This window comes from Serratia sp. FS14, from assembly GCF_000695995.1.
Taxonomy (GTDB): Bacteria; Pseudomonadota; Gammaproteobacteria; order Enterobacterales; family Enterobacteriaceae; genus Serratia; species Serratia nematodiphila.
In genome coordinates, this window is record NZ_CP005927.1 from 4,070,343 (window position 1) to 4,089,131 (window position 18,789).

An 18,789-nucleotide genomic window follows, 5' to 3' on the forward strand; every position below is an offset into this window, starting at 1 on the left:
GGGGCGGCTTATTCGCGCGGGAATCCGGCGCCCAGCGGCGCCAGCTGCATCACGCGGCTGGTCACTACCCGGTTTTTGCCGCTGCGCTTCGCCTCATACAAGGCCTCGTCGGTCATGGCGATCGCCTTGTCCAGCCTCATGCCCGGCAGATACAGCGACACGCCGATCGACAGCGTGATGTGCGCTTCGTCGTGCGCATTCAGCAAGAACGTCGAGCTTTCAACCGCGCTGCGAATGCGCTCCGCCACCCCGCCGATGACCTGCGGATCGTAGCTGGCGGTGATCACCATAAACTCCTCGCCACCGTAGCGCCCGACGAAGTCCTCATTGCGCACGCTGTTTTGCAGCAGCCGGCCGACGCTGGCCAGCAGCACGTCACCGGCCGGATGGCCGTAGGTATCGTTGATGCTTTTGAAGTTATCCAAATCGAGGATCATCAGCCCGCACGGGCGGCGCTCGGCACGCTGCAGCATCAGCTGATAATCGACGCTGGCGCGGTTGTTGATGTGGGTCAGGCTGTCGGTGGTGGCGCGCGCGCGCATCGCGAAATAGGCGTAGATATGGCGCTCTTTGAAATTCAGCGCATGATAGCAAATCGCCAGACAGAGCGCGGAAACCGCCTGGTACAGCAACACATCCGGCCACAGCCCGCTCATGTCCACCAGCAGCCACACCACCGCGATGCGATACAGCGCGATGATGCCGATCGTCAGGTAAAACGTCCGGTGGGATTTTTTCAGCCACACGCGCGACAACAGCAGCGGCGCGACGATCGAGGCGATGAACAGGTTATCGACGGTGAAACCGCCGGTCAGCGTCATGGCGAACAGAAAACTCACCAGCCCGCTGACGCCGCCGCCGAAGAAAGTCACCAATATCATCGGGATCATCGCAAAGCTGTAATGCACCTTATCGGTCAGCTCCAGCCGATCCTGGCTCAAATACAGCACCGCCACCCCGGCCAGCAGGCCGAAAACAACCCGCTTCCACAGTGCGGATTGATAAGAAAAAGGGGCATTCTTGCTGAGAAGGAAATAGCTTATCGACAGCGTGGCGTAGGTGATGCAGGCGTCGCTGTAAAGGGTAGAAATGGACGCAATGTAAGTCATAAATAGTCAGCGCGCTCCTCGGGATCGCCAGGGGGTAATGTGCAGACGTTGAATAACGCATCCCTGTCGTCTCCGCTTCGGCGGCGGCCATTTTACACAGTCTATTAATAGAGTAGCAGTTCTATCTTATCGCCAAGCCGTCTATCTCACGACGCCCGCTTCAGGCTACTCTGTGCGTTGTGTTATCGGGGGAGAACCGCATGAATATCGACGACGAACTGCAAGCGCTCAGCGAACAGGAAGCGACGCTGGCCTTTACCCATTTTGACGCCGCCACCGCCTGGGAACTGGGCGCGGCGCTGAAAACCGCCGCCGAGCGGCGCGGCCTGAGCATCGCCATCGAGATCCAACTGGCCGGGCAGACGCTGTTTTATTACGCCATGCCGGGGGCAACGCCGGACATTGCCGACTGGGTGCGGCGCAAGCGCAATCTGGTGAACCATTTTCACAAAAGCTCTTACGCCATCGGCCTGCGCCTGCAGCAGCGGCAAACGTCGCTGGAGGAGCGTTACGGGCTGAGCGTGCGTGACTATTCGGTGCACGGCGGCGCCTTCCCGCTCACCCTGACCGGCCTCGGCTGCGTCGGCAGCATCAGCATTTCCGGCGCGCCGCAGAAGGAAGATCATCAGCTGCTGGTGAGCACTTTAGCCCATTTTCTCGGCTTATCCCTGCCCGCCCTGCAATAACCGTTAAAACCTTGACTGTCACCTTTCTTGTCAGCCGCAGAATCTGCGGCTGACGTCTCTATTATCGAAATTTAGCGCCGAACAAAAGGGCGACTCTCTGATTTCCTGCGCCAAATTGATACAGGTCTGGTAATCCGCTGAACAAAAGGCGTATGGTATCTGTCACGTGACAAGACGGACCTCATCGGGCCCGCCATTCCTTTCACTTTTGAAGATTTGGTACGCACCGTAGATGAAAACGCATGAAATAAACAAAATTCGCCCCTTCAGCGCGCTGATAGACGCCTGCTGGCGGGAACCTTATAACCTGGCGCGGTTGCTGAAAGACGCTATCGCCGGGGTGACGGTCGGTATTATCGCCATTCCGCTGGCGATGGCGTTGGCGATCGCCAGCGGCGTGCCGCCGCAGTATGGTCTGTATACCGCCGCCATCGCCGGCATCGTCATCGCCGTCAGCGGCGGTTCGCGCTACAGCGTCTCCGGCCCCACCGCCGCCTTCGTGGTGATCCTCTATCCGGTCTCGCAGCAGTTCGGCCTGGCCGGCCTGCTGGTCGCCACGCTGATCTCCGGGGTATTTCTGCTGCTGATGGGGCTCGCGCGCTTTGGCAGGCTGATCGAGTACATTCCGCTGCCGGTGACGCTCGGCTTTACCTCCGGCATCGCCATCACCATCGCCACCATGCAGATCAAGGACTTCTTCGGCCTGCAGCTGACGCACACGCCGGAAAATTACGTCGGCAAGCTGTATGCCCTGCTGCAGGCGCTGCCGACGCTGGATATCGGCGATACCCTGATCGGCGCCGTGACGCTGCTGATTTTGATCTTCTGGCCCAAACTCGGCCTGCGGGTGCCCGGGCACCTGCCGGCGCTGCTGGCGGGCACCGCGTTGATGGGGCTGCTGACGCTGTTTGACCACCCGGTGGCGACCATCGGCTCCCGCTTCAGCTACCTGCTGGCCGATGGCAGCAGCGGCCAGGGCATTCCGCCGATCCTGCCGCAGCTGTTGCTGCCCTGGGATCTGCCGGGCGGCGGCGGGCAACCGTTCACTCTGAGTTGGCAAACCGTTTCCGCCCTGTTGCCGGCGGCGTTTTCGATGGCGATGCTCGGGGCGATCGAATCGCTGCTGTGCGCGGTGGTGCTCGACGGCATGACCGGCAAGAAGCATAACTCGAACAGCGAATTAATCGGCCAGGGTGCGGGCAACATCATCGCGCCGTTCTTCGGCGGCATCACCGCGACCGCTGCGATTGCCCGATCGGCCGCCAACGTGCGCGCCGGCGCCACCTCGCCGGTTTCCGCCATCATCCACGCGCTGCTGGTGCTGTTGGCGCTGCTGGTTCTGGCGCCGTGGCTCTCTTATCTGCCGCTGGCGGCGATGGCGGCGCTGCTGTTGATGGTCGCCTGGAACATGAGCGAGGCGCACAAAGTGATTTACCTGCTGCGCCGGGCGCCGAAGGACGACATTCTGGTGCTGCTGCTGTGCATGTCGCTGACGGTGCTGTTCGACATGGTGATCGCCATTACCGTGGGCATCGTGTTGGCGTCGCTGCTGTTTATGCGTCGCATCGCCCGCATGACGCGGCTGAGCGAGCTGAGCGCCGACGATGGCCGCCTGGTGCTGCGAGTGAATGGCCCGCTGTTCTTCGCCGCCGCCGAGCGCATCTTTAGCGAACTGCTGGCGCGCAGCGAGGATTACCGGACGATCGTGCTGCAGTGGGATGCGGTGCCGGTGCTCGACGCCGGCGGCCTGAGCGCCCTGCGGCGCTTTATCGACGCGCTGCCGGCGGATAAAAAGCTGGTGATCACCGACGTGCCGTTCCAGCCGCTGAAAACCCTGGCGCGCGCGCGGGTGCAGCCGATCGAGGGCCGCTTGCAGTTCTACCCGACGCTGCCGGAAGCGCTGGCGGCCACCGGCGCCTAAACGTAAAAAAGCCCGACGCGTCGGGCTTTTTTTTGGCGATGAGCGCTTAGTTGCTGGTATCCAGCTCCGGGAAGCTCTTCACCAGGTCGTCGATGGCTTTCATCTGCGCCAGGAACGGTTCCAGCTTGTCCAACGGCAGCGCAGACGGCCCGTCGCACTTGGCGTTGTTCGGATCCGGGTGCGCCTCGAGGAACAGCCCTGCAAGGCCAACCGCCATGCCGGCACGCGCCAGCTCGGCCACCTGAGCGCGACGGCCGCCGGACGCGGCGCCGAACGGATCGCGGGTCTGCAGCGCGTGGGTCACGTCGAAGATCACCGGATGGCCACCGGTCACGTTCTTCATCACGTTGATGCCCAGCATGTCGACCACCAGGTTGTCATAACCAAAGTTGCTGCCGCGATCGCACAGGATCACCTGGTCGTTGCCGCCCTCTTTGAACTTGTCGACGATATTGCCCATCTGCCCCGGGCTGACGAACTGCGGCTTCTTGACGTTGATCACCGCGCCGGTTTTCGCCATCGCTTCCACCAGATCGGTCTGACGCGCCAGGAAGGCCGGCAGTTGGATCACGTCAACCACTTCGGAAACCGGCTGCGCCTGCGCCGCTTCGTGCACGTCGGTGATGATTTTCACGCCGAAGGTTTTCTTCAGCTCTTCGAAGATCTTCATCCCTTCTTCCAGGCCCGGACCGCGGTACGAGTGGATGGAAGAACGGTTGGCTTTGTCGAAAGAGGCTTTGAAAACGTAAGGGATGCCCAGTTTTTGCGTCACGGTGACGTAGTGCTCGCAGATGCTCATCGCCAGATCGCGCGATTCCAGCACGTTCATACCGCCAAACAGCACAAACGGCAGGTCGTTTGCTACGTCGATGTCGCCAATGCTAACCACTTTCTGTTTCATGCTTTCGCCTTTGTTAAGGTTGTAACCGTCGCCTTGCAAACTGCACGGAGTCATTAAATTAATGCAGCGTCACCTGTTTCGGCTCAATCGAATGGATCTGCACTTTGATCACTTCGCTGACCGGGTCTTCAGGGCACTGCTCGACAAAATAGTTGAGATCGGAAATCGCGATATGGTTGCACTCCAGCTGGGCGTAAATCAGCCCGCGGTCGCGGATCTCGTACGGATCTTCCGGATCGAAGCACAACACCGTTTCACTGGTGCGCAGCGCCATTTCCAGCTGCTTTTCTTCCATCAGAGCGGCCTTCAGCGTATCCAGCATCTTGCGCACCACCATGATGTTCTCGGATTCGTCGAGATCGTCGTCTTCCAGCTCGGCACCCAAGCCCAGGTTGCCCTTAATCCACACTTCCAGCTGGTGTTCGCTCAGGGTTTCGCCGTTCAGCGGGTTGATCAGCCACAGCTCTTCATCCAGCCAATCGGCGCGCAGGATCAGCTGAGTGGGGAAAATCACCGGCAGCAGCGGCAGATCCAGCGCGTTGGCGATGTGCAGGAAGATGGTGCCGAGCGAAACCGGCGTGCCCTGCCGCCCCTCCAGCACCTTGTCCAGCCAGATGGCGTCCGACAGGCGGTACACGCCGCTGGCGCCGCCGAATCCCCAGGTCTTGTAGAACAGTTCAATGAGCGCATCCAGTTGCTGCTCCTGAGTGATATCGGCCGGCACCACCGCGCGCGCTTCGTCCACCAGCTGTTGCAGCTTGCGCTCCACGTCGGCAGCCGGGAAATCGCGCCGCACCGACTGCGACACCAGGATCACCCCTTCGCTCAGCGGCGAGGTGTTAAATTCAAAATCAGCAATGCTACTCATAGGTATCCCATCAGAAACGGTATTTTCGTCGTGGCAAGTTTAATTATCAGGTACAGGCAGCCCAACGCCAGCACGAACGCCACGGTTCGCAGCCGCTGACTTTTGGTCTTCTTGCCCAATGCGACGTAGCCAAGCAGGATATAGATAATAACGCCAAACAGCTTCTCGGTCAGCCATGAGTCCATACCCAGCAGCGGATAAAACCCGAACGTCACCACCAGCGCGATGCCGCTGACGAACAGCAGCGTGTCATTCAGGTGCGGCGCTATCTTGACCCAGCGACGCCCCATGATCGGCGAACGGCGCCACTGCCAAAAGAAACGCAGCACAAACAAGGTAATACTGATGGCGACCGTCAGCAAATGGAAATGTTTCAACGCGGTGTATGCAGTCATGATGCTCCCTTAAATGGCTCGGGCGTCGTTATTATGAGGGCGCTTATCCCGGCCATTGGCCGAGCGTCACGCGGTCGTTGTCGCCGTAATCACGGTGGGTGGCGACAGCGGAAAATCCGGCGGCCTGCAGCAGCGCGCGCACGCTCTCACCCTGCTGCCAGCCATGTTCCAACAGCAGCCAGCCCTGCGGCTGCAGATAGTGCGGCGCCTGGCGCACGATGGCGGCCAGATCCGCCAAGCCATGCTCGGCGGCGACCAGCGCACTGCCCGGCTCGAAGCGCACGTCGCCCTGCGACAAATGCGGATCGGCGGCGTCGATATAGGGCGGATTGCTGGCGATCAGCGCGAAGCGTTGCCCCGCGACGGGCGTAAACCAGCTGCCCTGCAAGAACCGGACGTTATCGATCTTCAACTTGTGCGCATTGTGCTGCGCCAGCGCAACCGCCTCCGGCTGCACATCGACGCCGATAGCCGAACAATCCGGGCGCTCGCTGGCCAGCGCCAGCGCGATGGCGCCGGTGCCGGTGCCGAGATCGAGGAAGTGGCAGGGTTGCGGCGGCAGGCGCGCCAGCGCCAGTTCCACCAGGCATTCGGTATCCGGGCGCGGGATCAGCGTTGCGGGCGAGACCGACAGCGGCAGCGACCAAAACTCGCGCTCGCCCACCAGATAGGCCACCGGCTCACCGCGTTCGCGGCGCGCCAGCAGCGTCTCCAGCTGCTGTTGCTGCAGCGGCGTCAGCAGGGTTTCCCCGAACGCCATCAGGAAGGTTCTGGCCTTGCCGGTCACGAAACCCAACAGGATTTCCGCGTCGCGCCGGGCGCTGTCGCTGTGGGTCAAACGCGCGGCGGCGGCTTGCAGCCAGTGTTGATAATCCATCACTCTTGCTCGGCGGACAGCGCCGCCAGCTGATCGGCCTGATACTCCTGCACGATCGGCTGGATCAGCATGTCCAGTTTGCCTTCCATCACCTCGTCCAGACGGTAGAGCGTCAGGTTGATGCGGTGGTCGGTCACCCGCCCCTGCGGGAAGTTGTAGGTGCGGTTGCGATCGGAACGATCGCCGCTGCCCAGCAGGTTGCGGCGAGTGGACGCCTCGGCCTGCTGACGCTTGGCCATCTCGGCGGCGCGAATGCGCGCGCCCAGCACCGACATCGCCTTGGCTTTGTTTTTGTGCTGTGAACGTTCGTCCTGGCACTCCACCACGATGCCGGTCGGCAGGTGGGTGATGCGGATCGCCGAATCGGTGGTGTTAACGTGCTGGCCGCCAGCGCCGGAGGAGCGGAAGGTGTCGATTTTCAGATCGCCCGGGTTGATGTCCGGCAGCTCGGCTTCCGGCACTTCCGGCATCACCGCCACGGTGCAGGCGGAGGTGTGGATGCGCCCCTGGGATTCGGTTTCCGGCACGCGCTGCACGCGGTGGCCGCCGGATTCAAACTTCAGCTGGCCGTACACGCCGTCGCCGGAAACTTTGGCGATCACTTCTTTGAAGCCGCCGTGTTCGCCTTCGTTGGCGCTCATCACCTCGACGCGCCAGCGGCGGCCTTCGGCGTAACGGCTGTACATGCGGAACAGATCGCCGGCGAAGATCGCCGCCTCATCGCCGCCGGTGCCGGCGCGCACTTCGAGGAAGCAGCTGCGCTCATCGTCCGGATCTTTCGGCAGCAACAGCACCTGCAGCTGCTGTTCCAGCTCTTCGCTGCTCGCCCGCGCCTGTTTCAGCTCTTCCTGCGCCATCTCGCGCATTTCCGGATCGTCCAGCATCATTTCCGCCGTCTCCAGATCCTCCTGCACCTGACGCCATTCCAGGAAGCAGCGGCTGACGTCGGTCAGCTGCGCGTATTCTCGCGACAGCGCGCGGAACCGGTCTTGGTCGGCGATAACGCCGGCATCGCCGAGCAGCGCCTGCACTTCTTCATGGCGCTCTTGTAACGCTTCCAGTTTGGCAACAATAGAAGGCTTCATGCGTGGTAATAAACCCTGTTAATAGAGAAAACTAATGCTGATCCAGCCCGAGGCTGTCGCGTAATAACTGCAACCGCTCCACATCGCCGTCGCCGGCGGCCTGCTGGAGGGATTTGGTAGGGGCATGAATAAGACGGTTGGTCAGTTTATGGGCCAGCTCGTGAATAACCTGCTCCACGTTGGCGCCCTGCGCGATGGCGGCCAGCGCTTTGGCCTCCATCTCTGCACGGATCTGGTCGGCCTGCGAGCGGTAGTCGCGGATGGTTTCCACCGCGCCCTGCGAACGCAGCCAGGCCATAAAGTTGGTGCTTTCCTGCTGCACGATCGACTCCGCCTGCACCGCCGCCGCTTTGCGCTGCGCCAGATTGCTTTGAATGATGGCGTGCAGATCGTCCACGCTGTACAGATAAGCGTTGGCCAGTTTGCCGACCTCCGGCTCGATATCGCGCGGTACGGCGATATCCACCAGCAGCATCGGCTGGTTGCGGCGCGCTTTCAGCGCCCGCTCCACCATCCCCTTGCCGATGATCGGCAGCGGGCTGGCGGTGGAACTGATAATGATGTCGGCGTCCGCCAGACGCTCGTCGATCTCCGGCAGGGTGATCACTTCCGCGCCGACTTCCTCCGCCAGCAATTGCGCGCGCTCGCGGGTGCGGTTAGCGATGATCATATGCCGCACTTTGTGCTCGCGCAGGTGGCGCGCCACCAGCTCGATGGTTTCACCGGCGCCCACCAGCAAGACGTTGAGATCGGCCAGCGATTCGAAAATCTGCCGCGCCAGCGTACAGGCGGCGAAAGCAACGGAAACTGCGCTGGCGCCGATTTCGGTTTCGGTGCGCACGCGCTTGGCGACGGAGAAGGATTTCTGGAACAGGCGTTCCAGCTCGCCGGACAGCGACTGGCCGCGTTGCGACTCGGCGAAGGCCTTTTTCACCTGGCCGAGGATCTGCGGTTCGCCCAGCACCAGCGAGTCCAACCCGCTGGCCACCCGCATCAGATGGCTGACCGCATCGTTGCCTTGATGCCAGTAGAGGCTTTTCTTCACCTCTTCCGGACGCAGGTTGTGGTAGGCGCACAGCCAGGCGACCAGCTGCTCGTGCATGTGCTCCTGCTGCTCCACGCTGAGATACAGCTCGGTGCGGTTGCAGGTGGACAACACGACGCCGCCCTGCACCAACGGTTGTTGGAGCAAGCTGGTCAGCGCCTCATCGATGGACTCTGGCGAGAAGGTCACCCTTTCACGCAGAGAAACCGGAGCGGTTTTGTGATTTATACCTAACGCCAGCAGGGTCATTGCTTCGAGTAATACTTCTGTTGGTACGGGTTCTCGTTGAGCGGCATTCTACTTGATGCGCGGGATCAATAAAAGTAACAACCGCATCTTCCGTTCAATCGCTGTCATAGACGACATCAATTAATGAATAAGTAATAAATACAGCGGGATAAATAGTCAAAGGGTGGGTTGATGGTTTAAATTTTAGCGCAGTTTGCGAAGACGCGCACGCTATTCGGCGCACATAACGGCGGCGTTTGCGCAACTCTGCACCGCTTATCGGGAGCGCCTCCCCCGCCTTCAGGCGATTGTGTTACGCTTAATGGCAACCCCAACGCGCGCACCGCGTTGGCACTACGCCGATAAACACGGCAAGATTCAACGCGATGCAGCAAAAAATTGACGCGCCGCCGCCGCCCCGTTAGCGTGAGCGCTGAATCCGGGTTTCGTCGCGCATGCCCGCAAGGACAAAAGGACAAGAAAAAGTTATGCCAATACGCAAAGTTAGTTTGCTCCGTCTGATCCCGCTGGCCAGCCTGGTGCTGGCCGCCTGTACCACCACCAAGCCAACCGGCCCGGCCACCAGCCCGACCTCACCGCAGTGGCGCGCCCATGAGCAGGCGGTGCAGCAGCTTAGCACCTATCAGACCCGCGGCTCCTTCGCCTACTTGTCTGATCAGAAAAAAGTCTATGCCCGCTTCTTCTGGCAGCAGTTTTCGCCGGAGCGCTACCGCCTGCTGCTGACTAACCCGCTGGGCAGCACGGAAATGGATCTCAACGTACAGAAAAACGTGGTGCAGCTGACCGACAACCAGGGCAAACGCTACGTCAGCGACAACCCGGAAGAGATGATCCGCAAGCTGACCGGGATGGCGATCCCGCTGAACAACCTGCGCCAGTGGATGGTCGGCCTGCCGGGCGAAGCCAGCGATTTTGCGCTGGATGACCAATATCGCCTGAGCAAACTGACCTACCAGCAAGGCGGTCAAACCTGGAAGGTGGATTACCAGAGCTACAGCACCGAGGTGCAGCCGACGCTGCCGAACCGTCTGGAGCTGCAGCAGGGCGACCAACGCATCAAACTGAAAATGGATAACTGGACGCTCAAATGATCCGCCAGTGGCCCTCCCCCGCGAAGCTCAACCTGTTTCTGTACATTACCGGCCGTCGTGAAGACGGCTATCACCTGCTGCAGACGCTGTTCCAGTTTTTGGACTACGGCGACACCCTGACCATTGACCCGCGCCAGGACGATCGCATTCACCTGCTGACGCCGGTCGACGGCGTGCCGGACGAGCAGAACCTGATCGTGCGCGCCGCCCGCCTGCTGCAGCGCTATTGTGATGAACAGGGCTTGCAGACCGCACCGCGCGGCGCCGACATCAGCATCGACAAGCGCCTGCCGATGGGCGGCGGTTTGGGCGGCGGCTCCTCCAACGCCGCCACCGTGCTGGTGGCGCTGAACGAACTGTGGCGCTGCGGCCTTGACGACGACCAACTGGCAGAGCTGGGGCTCAGCCTTGGCGCCGACGTGCCGGTGTTCGTGCGCGGCCACGCCGCCTTCGCCGAAGGCATCGGCGAGCGCCTGCAGCCGGCCGAGCCGCAGGAAAAATGGTATCTGGTGGCGCATCCCGGCGTCGGCATCCCGACGCCGGTTATCTTCGGCGACGCCGAATTGAAAAGGGACACCCCGGTTCGCTCCTTAAGTGAGCTGTTGCAGGCGCCGTACGCAAATGATTGCGAACCGATCGCAAGAAAACGTTTTCGCGAGGTTGAACAGCTTCTTTCATGGCTGTTAGAATACGCCCCGTCACGCCTGACTGGCACAGGTGCTTGTGTGTTTGCTGAATTCGACACAGAAATCGCCGCCCGTCAGGTGTTAAATCAAGCCCCGGAGTGGTTGTGTGGTTTTGTAGCGCGCGGCGTTAACGTCTCCCCACTACATCGCATTCGTTCCGGGCGGTTTGAGTCGTAGCTCAACGTTTCGCTGCGCAGGGTCATGCACACCTGGCCCTGTTATCCCTGCGCTGCCTGCGATCTCAATTTTAGTTTTACATACCCGTATGTATATTGCGCCGGCGTCGCCGACTGCTCCTTGGCGAGGTCGTATGACAATATCTTCTCTGGACGCAAGCCTGAGGTTCTTCTCGTGCCTGATATGAAGCTTTTTGCTGGTAACGCCACCCCGGAACTAGCACAACGTATTGCCAACCGTTTGTACACCAGCCTTGGTGACGCCGCTGTAGGTCGTTTTAGCGACGGCGAAGTGAGCGTGCAAATCAACGAAAATGTACGCGGCGGTGATATTTTCATCATCCAGTCCACCTGTGCCCCGACCAACGACAACCTGATGGAACTGGTTGTGATGGTCGACGCCCTGCGTCGCGCCTCCGCAGGTCGTATTACCGCCGTTATCCCTTACTTCGGCTATGCCCGCCAGGATCGCCGCGTGCGTTCCGCGCGTGTGCCAATCACCGCCAAGGTGGTTGCCGATTTCCTCTCCAGCGTAGGGGTTGACCGCGTTCTGACGGTGGATCTGCATGCTGAGCAGATTCAAGGCTTCTTCGACGTACCGGTAGACAACGTGTTCGGCAGCCCGATCCTGCTGGAAGACATGCTGCAGCAGAACCTGGAAAACCCGATCGTGGTTTCCCCGGACATCGGCGGCGTTGTGCGCGCCCGCGCCATCGCCAAACTGCTGAACGACACCGACATGGCCATCATCGACAAACGCCGCCCGCGCGCGAACGTTTCTCAGGTGATGCACATCATCGGTGACGTGGCGGGCCGCGACTGCGTGCTGGTCGACGACATGATCGACACCGGCGGCACCTTGTGTAAAGCGGCTGAAGCGTTGAAAGAACGCGGTGCCAAGCGCGTATTCGCCTACGCGACGCACCCGATCTTCTCCGGCAACGCCGTGGACAACATCAAGAACTCGGTGATTGATGAAGTGATCGTCTGCGACACCATTCCGCTGTCGCCGGAAATCAAGGCACTGAAAAACGTTCGCACTCTGACCCTGTCCGGCATGCTGGCTGAAGCCATCCGCCGCATCAGCAACGAAGAGTCGATCTCTGCGATGTTCGAGCATTAATTTCGTCGTCTTTCCGGTGCGGCGCCCACTGCGCCGGAAAGATAGCGAGCCCGACAGCAGAAAAGAAAAACCCGTTGGTGCGCGAGCAACAACGGGTTTTCTACTTGTAGTCCGACATGACCTCAAACCTTAATGCACGGCAGATGTTCCCTTGCCCCGCTCTTGCTTCCCTTCTGCTTTTTTAATCAATGCGACGAACGATGTTGATCGTTGCGGCACCGTTTATCAAAGTGTTTTACCCACCAGTAGCGATCCGCCACCTGTTCGCGGCCGCCGATACGTGCGCCCACCAGCCACAACAGCGCGCCGACGAAGATGTTCATGATGGCGCCGTGGGCGAAAAATTGCGGCAGATTGAACTGGGATACTTCAGCAATAATTGAGTATCCGACGCCGCCGATCATCACGACCAGCCCCAGCCCCATAAAAAAGTTGCCCACTCTGTCCGCGCTTCTACGTTTCATATGCCACCTCCATGATTGCCATGTGCCAACCGGGATAACGCTGCAACTTGTTAACCCACTTTGATAAGTTAAGTATAGTCCCTGTTGCGGCAAGGGGATTGCGGAGGCGATCACAAATGGTAAAGAATTATTGACACTTCTTAACACGGCGCTGAAAATTAGCGGACAAATTGAATTATTCAGCTAATGAATCATTCGTCTTTCTTACCCAGGGTGACGGCAGAGATCGGGTTTTGTCATTCATCGCCCCGACAGGTAGACTAAGGCCCTTTCCATTACCCTGATCATAGCGAATCTCCCAGTGAGCAGTATTAAATTGATAGTCGGTCTCGCCAACCCGGGCGCGGAATACGCCCAGACACGCCACAACGCCGGCGCCTGGTACGTCGATCTGCTGGCCCAGCGCCACAATCAGCAGTTAAAAGAAGAGAGCAAGTTCTTCGGCTACACCGCCCGTTTGAACCTGGCGGGCAACGACGTGCGCCTGCTGGTGCCGACCACCTTCATGAACCTGAGCGGCAAAGCGGTGCTGGCGATGGCCAACTTCTACCGCATCGAACCCAGCGAGATCCTGGTGGCGCACGACGAGCTGGATCTGCCGCCCGGCGTGGCCAAAATCAAGCTCGGCGGCGGCAACGGTGGCCACAACGGCCTGAAAGACATCCAAAACAAGTTCGGCAACAACCCGAACTTCTATCGCCTGCGCATCGGCATCGGTCATCCGGGCGACAAGAACAAGGTGGTGGGCTTCGTGCTCGGCAAGCCGCCGGCCGGCGAACAGAAGATGATTGACGAAGCGATCGACGAGTCGCTGCGCTGCACCGAAATGCTGATGAAGGACGGGCTGGAAAAAACCGTTCAGCGCCTGCACAGCTTCAAGGCGCAGGCCTGATCCTTGCCGCAGCGGGCGCCCTGCCCGCTGCTTGCTTTTAGCCGCGCGGGTTGAAGGTTTCCTCGCCCACCCGGCGCTCATCGGAGGTGAAGCCCTCTTCCGCCACGTAATACTGCGGATCGTCCAGCTCATGGCTGCAGAACGGCCCGGCGCGTTTGAGCAGGCGCACGCAGTCAGCGCTCAGGTGGCGCAGACGAATGCTTTTCCCCGCCGCCAGATAACGCGCCGTCAGCTTATCGATCGCCTCTACGCCGCTGGAATCCATCACCCGGGTGCCGGCAAAATCCAGCACCACATTCTGCGGATCGCGCTGCGGATCGAACAGCTCGGCGAAAGCCGCGGCGGAGCCGAAGAACAGCGGGCCATCCAGTTGATACACCGCCACGTCGCCCGTTACCTGCCGCTGGCGCACGCGGATACGCGCCTGCTGCCAGGCGAACACCAGCGCCGAGATAATCACCCCGCTGATCACCGCCACCGCCAGATCGGTAAAGATGGTGATCAGCGTGACGACGATCATTACCAGCGCGTCGGCTTTCGGCATGCGGCGCAAGCGGCGCAGCGAGCTCCACTCGAAGGTGTTGTAACACACCACCAGCATCACCCCGGCCAGCGCCGCCACCGGCAGCAGGCCGATATAGCGCGACAGGCTGACCACGAACAGAATCAGCAGGATGGCGCCCACCGTGCCGGAGATGCGCCCGCGCCCGCCCGAGGTGAAGTTGATGATCGACTGGCCGATCATCGCGCAGCCGGCGAAGCAGCCGAACAGGCCGCATACCGCGTTACCGGCGCCCTGCGCGATACTCTCGCGATTGCCGTTGCCCTTCTTGCCGCCCATTTCATCCAGCACCGTCATGGTCAGCAGCGATTCAATCAAACCGACCAGGGCGATCACCACCGCATAGGGCAGCACCACCCGCACCATCTCCAGGGTAAACGGCGCCGTCGGCAGACTAAAGTGCGGCAGCGCGCCGGAAATGTCCGCCAGAACGCCCACCCGCAGCGTGTGCAGGTTGAGGCCGATGGCCAACGCCGAGACCACCAGCAGCGCCGCCAGCGAAGACGGAATGGCCTTGGTCAGGCGCGGGAACAGCACCACCACCGCAATCGCCAGCGCCACCAGGCCGTACATCAGCGGCCCCTGCCCGGCGATCATCTTCAGCTGCGCCAGCATGATGACGATCGCCAGGCCGTTGACGAAGCCGTGGATCGCCGGCAGCGGCACCAGACGAATGAACTTGCCCAGCCGGAAGGCGCCGATCAGGATTTGAATCGCCCCGGCAAACAGCGTGGCCCACAGCACGTAACCCATGCCGTACTGCGCCGCCAGGCTCATCAGCACCACCACAATGGAGCCGGCGGCGCCGGAAACCATGCCCGGTTTGCCGCCGAACAGCGCCGTGACCAGGCCAATAATAAACGCGGTATGCAAGCCGACAATCGGCGAAAGACCGGCGACCAGCGAAAAGCCGACCGCCTCGGGGATCATCGAAACCGCCACCACAAAGCCCGCCAGGACTTCATTTTTAACGTCCGCGATCCTGACGTTACTCAGGTTAAACATGCATTATTCACTTATGACAGATGACATCATCTCCCCGCGTAGCGGGTATGGGGTACCGCAAGGCGCGGCAGAGTGCAGGCGGGCACAGCTCAGGGTGGCGTAGGCAAGAAATACATCCGGCACGTTTCCTGTCGGTTAATCGGAATGGCCAGTATGGGTAAATGTGATCCAAATCTCAAATAAAAACCGGCCGTCCGCGCTGCGTTCGCCCCGGCCAAGCAAGTCTGATCGAGATAAACGCCCATTACGTGTATAATGGCGGCATTATTTTGCCCTTTATGCAGTCGGTTAAATCTAACCAGCTGATAGTTAAGATATTTAAGGTGATTACAACATGGGATTCAAATGCGGTATCGTCGGCCTGCCTAACGTAGGCAAATCCACCCTGTTCAACGCGTTGACCAAAGCGGGCATTGAAGCAGCCAACTTCCCGTTCTGCACCATTGAACCGAACACCGGTGTGGTGCCGATGCCCGATCCGCGTCTGGATAAGCTGGCCGAGATCGTCAAGCCGCAGCGCATTCTGCCAACCACCATGGAATTCGTCGACATCGCCGGCCTGGTGAAAGGCGCGTCTAAAGGTGAAGGCCTGGGCAACCAGTTCCTGACCAACATCCGCGAAACCGAAGCCATCGGCCACGTGGTGCGCTGCTTCGAGAACGACAACATCATTCACGTCAACAACAAGGTCGATCCGGCCGAAGATATCGACGTCATCAACACCGAGCTGGCGCTGTCTGACCTGGACACCTGCGAACGCGCTATCCACCGCGTGCAGAAAAAAGCCAAAGGCGGCGACAAAGACGCCAAGGCCGAGCTGGCGGCGCTGGAGAAATGCCTGCCGCACCTGGAAAACGCCGGCATGCTGCGCGCGCTGGATCTGACCGCAGAAGACAAGGCGGCGATCAAATACCTGAGCTTCCTGACGCTGAAGCCGACCATGTACATCGCCAACGTCAACGAAGACGGCTTCGAGAACAACCCGTACCTGGACACCGTGCGTAAAATCGCCGACGCCGAAGGCTCCGTAGTGGTTGCCGTGTGCGCCGCCGTGGAATCCGACATCGCCGAGCTGGAAGACGAAGAGCGCGACGAGTTCATGGCCGAGCTGGGCCTGGAAGAGCCGGGCCTGAACCGCGTGATCCGCGCCGGTTACGAGCTGCTGAACCTGCAAACCTACTTCACCGCCGGCGTGAAAGAAGTGCGCGCCTGGACCATCCCGGTCGGCGCCACTGCCCCGCAGGCGGCCGGCAAGATCCACACCGACTTCGAGAAAGGCTTTATCCGCGCGCAAACCATCTCCTATGACGACTTCATCACCTACAAGGGTGAGCAAGGCGCCAAAGAAGCCGGCAAAATGCGCTCCGAAGGTAAAGACTACATCGTCAAAGACGGCGACGTGATGAACTTCTTGTTCAACGTCTAACCCCTTCCCCGCAGCGTTTCTCTCCGCTGCCGGAAACGGAAAAATCCACGCTTCGGCGTGGATTTTTTGTTTTCGGGAAGGAACCCACCAGCGCTTGAAGCAGTGCGGCATCGCCCCAGCAGAAATCCTTATTTATTTAACCGCGGGAAAAGTGCAAGAGCATTATTCCGGTTGAAACTTACTTTCTGCGCATCCGTCAGGTTTGTTTCGGCGTCGAGAATATGATTAAACTTAGCGGCGACGGACTCCGGTGCATAAGGATAATCGTTGCCGAACAGAATATTGTTATGATTCGCAAACGTCAGTAGGCTGGAAAATGCATTCGGGCCGGAAGACAATGCGGTATCAAAATAAAAACGCTTAAATTTATCGTTCAATTCCTGAGCTGACGGCCCATTTGGATTAAGCGATTCCGCCAGCAATGTAAAGCGCAGAACGGCATAAGGCAGGAATCCGCCGGCATGCGAAAGAATAATTTTCACGTTAGGATAATTGTCCATAATGCCGTTCAACACCATATGGACGGCATTGCGGGCAGTATCAAACGGATAATCAACCAAGGGACCCGGAACGCCATCCAGCAAATCCATGATGGGATGACCAGGGTGAATGAAAACAACGGCAGAGCGTTGATTTAGTGCAGCCCAAAGCGGAGCCCACTTTTTATCCCCTAAATAAACCCCTTCATAGTTGGTTAATAACACCACGCCATCGGCTTTCAGCACATCCAGCGCATACTCCACTTCCAGCACCGCCCCCTCAACGTCCGGCAACGGCACTGTCGCGAAGTTACCAAACCGCGTAGGGTATTTCGCCACCAGATCCGCCGTATACTCATTGACTTTTCTGGCCATATCGCGGCGCGCCTGGCCTTCCCAGCCAACCACGCTCGGCGCGGTTAACGACAGGACGCTGGTCGCTATTTGCTGTTTGTCCATATAGCCCAGATGGTCGTCCGCCGTCCATTTGGGCAGAGACCAACCGGATGGATCGCCGCCGTGGCTGGGCAGCGCGCTGCCCCAAAAAGGTGGGACCAGGTGAGTATGAACATCGATTCTGGCTAATGAATTCATTTAACGCCTCCACTATGCATATATTCGGTCTTTGAAACAGATAGCAACATGCTGAGTATTGTTGACTAACCCGCATTCCAGAAATAATCTACACTTTAACGTGAGTTCTATTAGAGGGTATTTTCATGGTCGCTATATATCCAATTCATTTTTTGAACAACTGATGCAGGAATCTAATCCATGAATTTTCGCCATATCCAGGCATCCCTGGCTCTCGTTGAAGAAAAACATTTCGGCAAGGCGGCTAAGCGAATTCATGTTACACAGTCGGCTTTCAGCATGCAGATAAAAGCGCTGGAAGAAGAAATTGGTGCACCACTTTTTATTCGCACCAACCGCAATGTCGAACTTACCGAAGTAGGAGAGATATTTTTAAAAAATGCACCGGATATTTATGAAAAAATAAAAAGCGCGCTTGACGAAACCAAAGCAGCAGCGAAAGGTGAGAATGGCAATGTGCGCATCGGATTTGTCGGCAATGCCGTCGCGGCGGGATTAGTCACCGCCGATATTCATCGATTTAAAGCAGAGCATCCCGGCGTTAACTTCCGCGCCAAAGAGATGTCTTACTGGAAACAAATCGATGAGATCGTCAACGGAAATATCGACGTCAGCTACTGCCCCAATCTGGATCTCAAAATCCCACCGGGGCTCGGCCTTATACCCATTAAAAAGTTTGACTGGGTCGTCGTGATTCAGGAAGACTCCGATCTGGCGAAAAAAGAGACCTTGAAAAAAGAAGACCTCTCGGGACGAGACTTTATCATCTACTCGGAAAACAGCGGAGACGATGGCCAGCTTCGTATCCTGAAAGCCCTTCTTGAAGAAGACGTCCAGGTTTCCTATCGGCTGGACAGCACACTAAGCGTGCTCGCCATGGTGGCTTCTGGCCTGGGCATCGCTATCGTTCCTTCTACACTATCCTCAATCAAGCTGCCTAACATTACCTACAGAGCGATCCCCGGTGTCGATAACGTGACTGAGTTTTTTTTCATCTATCGTGAGAATGAAAAATCCGCCATCGTTAATGCCTTCATATCAGATGTAAAAAGTAATCTATGACTTTCGTCGATTTCTCCTCCCCCCACGCTTAATCTCGCCCCTCTTTGAACGCGAAGATCAAAACCGACACTCATCGCTGCCTTTAAGCATTGG

At 59.0% G+C, this 18,789-nt stretch carries 18 protein-coding genes; 8 read left to right on the forward strand and 10 right to left on the reverse strand.

Going from position 1 to position 18,789, the window contains the following annotated elements:
* Positions 1–8: 8 nt before the first annotated feature.
* A complete protein-coding gene (locus tag L085_RS18530) occupies positions 9–1,109 on the reverse strand; it encodes a GGDEF domain-containing protein (protein ID WP_015377579.1) in 1,101 nt (366 codons plus the stop codon).
* Between the two features lie 200 nt (positions 1,110–1,309).
* On the opposite strand from L085_RS18530, the gene L085_RS18535 reads away from it, so the two are divergent.
* Complete coding sequence (locus tag L085_RS18535; RefSeq protein ID WP_004941092.1) at positions 1,310–1,795, forward strand: heme-degrading domain-containing protein; 486 nt, start codon at positions 1,310–1,312, stop codon at positions 1,793–1,795.
* A 232-nt stretch (positions 1,796–2,027) separates the two neighbouring features.
* Complete coding sequence (gene dauA / locus L085_RS18540; protein WP_015377577.1) at positions 2,028–3,716, forward strand: C4-dicarboxylic acid transporter DauA; 1,689 nt, start codon at positions 2,028–2,030, stop codon at positions 3,714–3,716.
* A gap of 46 nt (positions 3,717–3,762) precedes the next feature.
* Here the strand turns inward: dauA and kdsA are convergent, their stop codons facing one another.
* The 6 genes from kdsA to hemA are packed head-to-tail and all read right to left on the reverse strand — an operon-like array spanning position 3,763 to position 9,136.
* Positions 3,763–4,617 carry a 3-deoxy-8-phosphooctulonate synthase gene (gene kdsA / locus L085_RS18545; protein WP_004941087.1) on the reverse strand — a complete coding sequence of 285 codons (855 nt, stop codon included), beginning with the start codon at positions 4,615–4,617 and terminating at the stop codon, positions 3,763–3,765.
* Between the two features lie 58 nt (positions 4,618–4,675).
* Positions 4,676–5,485, reverse strand: a complete 810-nt coding sequence (sirB1, locus tag L085_RS18550) for an invasion regulator SirB1 (protein ID WP_015377575.1) — start codon at positions 5,483–5,485, stop codon at positions 4,676–4,678.
* The gene (locus L085_RS18555) at positions 5,482–5,883 is read right to left on the reverse strand and encodes a SirB2 family protein (RefSeq protein WP_171455054.1); all 402 of its coding nucleotides are present in this window, start codon (positions 5,881–5,883) and stop codon (positions 5,482–5,484) included. The genes sirB1 and L085_RS18555 overlap by 4 nt, the downstream gene beginning before the upstream one ends.
* A gap of 40 nt (positions 5,884–5,923) precedes the next feature.
* Complete coding sequence (prmC, locus tag L085_RS18560) at positions 5,924–6,757, reverse strand: peptide chain release factor N(5)-glutamine methyltransferase (RefSeq protein WP_044031428.1); 834 nt, start codon at positions 6,755–6,757, stop codon at positions 5,924–5,926.
* A complete protein-coding gene (prfA, locus tag L085_RS18565; RefSeq protein ID WP_033652048.1) occupies positions 6,757–7,842 on the reverse strand; it encodes a peptide chain release factor 1 in 1,086 nt (361 codons plus the stop codon). The genes prmC and prfA overlap by 1 nt, the downstream gene beginning before the upstream one ends.
* A 31-nt stretch (positions 7,843–7,873) precedes the next feature.
* On the reverse strand, positions 7,874–9,136 hold the full coding sequence (gene hemA, locus L085_RS18570; protein WP_004941072.1) for a glutamyl-tRNA reductase: 1,263 nt from the start codon (positions 9,134–9,136) through the stop codon (positions 7,874–7,876).
* Between the two features lie 467 nt (positions 9,137–9,603).
* Between hemA and lolB the strand changes: the two genes are divergently transcribed.
* From lolB to prs, 3 genes are all read left to right on the forward strand, one after another.
* Complete coding sequence (gene lolB / locus L085_RS18575; protein ID WP_004941069.1) at positions 9,604–10,227, forward strand: lipoprotein insertase outer membrane protein LolB; 624 nt, start codon at positions 9,604–9,606, stop codon at positions 10,225–10,227.
* Positions 10,224–11,090 carry a 4-(cytidine 5'-diphospho)-2-C-methyl-D-erythritol kinase gene (gene ispE, locus L085_RS18580; RefSeq protein ID WP_044031429.1) on the forward strand — a complete coding sequence of 289 codons (867 nt, stop codon included), beginning with the start codon at positions 10,224–10,226 and terminating at the stop codon, positions 11,088–11,090. Before lolB ends, ispE begins: the two co-directional genes overlap by 4 nt.
* A gap of 174 nt (positions 11,091–11,264) precedes the next feature.
* Complete coding sequence (prs, locus tag L085_RS18585; RefSeq protein ID WP_004941061.1) at positions 11,265–12,212, forward strand: ribose-phosphate diphosphokinase; 948 nt, start codon at positions 11,265–11,267, stop codon at positions 12,210–12,212.
* Between the two features lie 185 nt (positions 12,213–12,397).
* Here the strand turns inward: prs and ychH are convergent, their stop codons facing one another.
* Positions 12,398–12,676, reverse strand: a complete 279-nt coding sequence (gene ychH, locus L085_RS18590) for a stress-induced protein YchH (protein ID WP_044031431.1) — start codon at positions 12,674–12,676, stop codon at positions 12,398–12,400.
* Between the two features lie 301 nt (positions 12,677–12,977).
* Between ychH and pth the strand changes: the two genes are divergently transcribed.
* Positions 12,978–13,568 (forward strand): aminoacyl-tRNA hydrolase, encoded by a 591-nt coding sequence (gene pth / locus L085_RS18595; RefSeq protein ID WP_033652046.1) that lies wholly within the window; start codon positions 12,978–12,980, stop codon positions 13,566–13,568.
* A 37-nt stretch (positions 13,569–13,605) separates the two neighbouring features.
* Here pth and L085_RS18600 read toward each other — a convergent pair whose 3' ends face one another.
* On the reverse strand, positions 13,606–15,135 hold the full coding sequence (locus tag L085_RS18600) for a SulP family inorganic anion transporter (RefSeq protein WP_044031434.1): 1,530 nt from the start codon (positions 15,133–15,135) through the stop codon (positions 13,606–13,608).
* Between the two features lie 334 nt (positions 15,136–15,469).
* Here L085_RS18600 and ychF point away from each other — a divergent pair, with 334 nt between their 5' ends.
* A complete protein-coding gene (gene ychF, locus L085_RS18605) occupies positions 15,470–16,561 on the forward strand; it encodes a redox-regulated ATPase YchF (RefSeq protein WP_033633304.1) in 1,092 nt (363 codons plus the stop codon).
* 128 nt (positions 16,562–16,689) lie between these two features.
* On the opposite strand, the gene L085_RS18610 is transcribed toward ychF, so the two are convergent.
* Positions 16,690–17,634, reverse strand: coding sequence for an amidohydrolase family protein (locus L085_RS18610; RefSeq protein ID WP_044031435.1), 945 nt, complete (start codon positions 17,632–17,634; stop codon positions 16,690–16,692).
* 180 nt (positions 17,635–17,814) lie between these two features.
* On the opposite strand from L085_RS18610, the gene L085_RS18615 reads away from it, so the two are divergent.
* A complete protein-coding gene (locus L085_RS18615) occupies positions 17,815–18,696 on the forward strand; it encodes a LysR family transcriptional regulator (RefSeq protein WP_044031437.1) in 882 nt (293 codons plus the stop codon).
* Positions 18,697–18,789 lie beyond the last annotated feature (93 nt).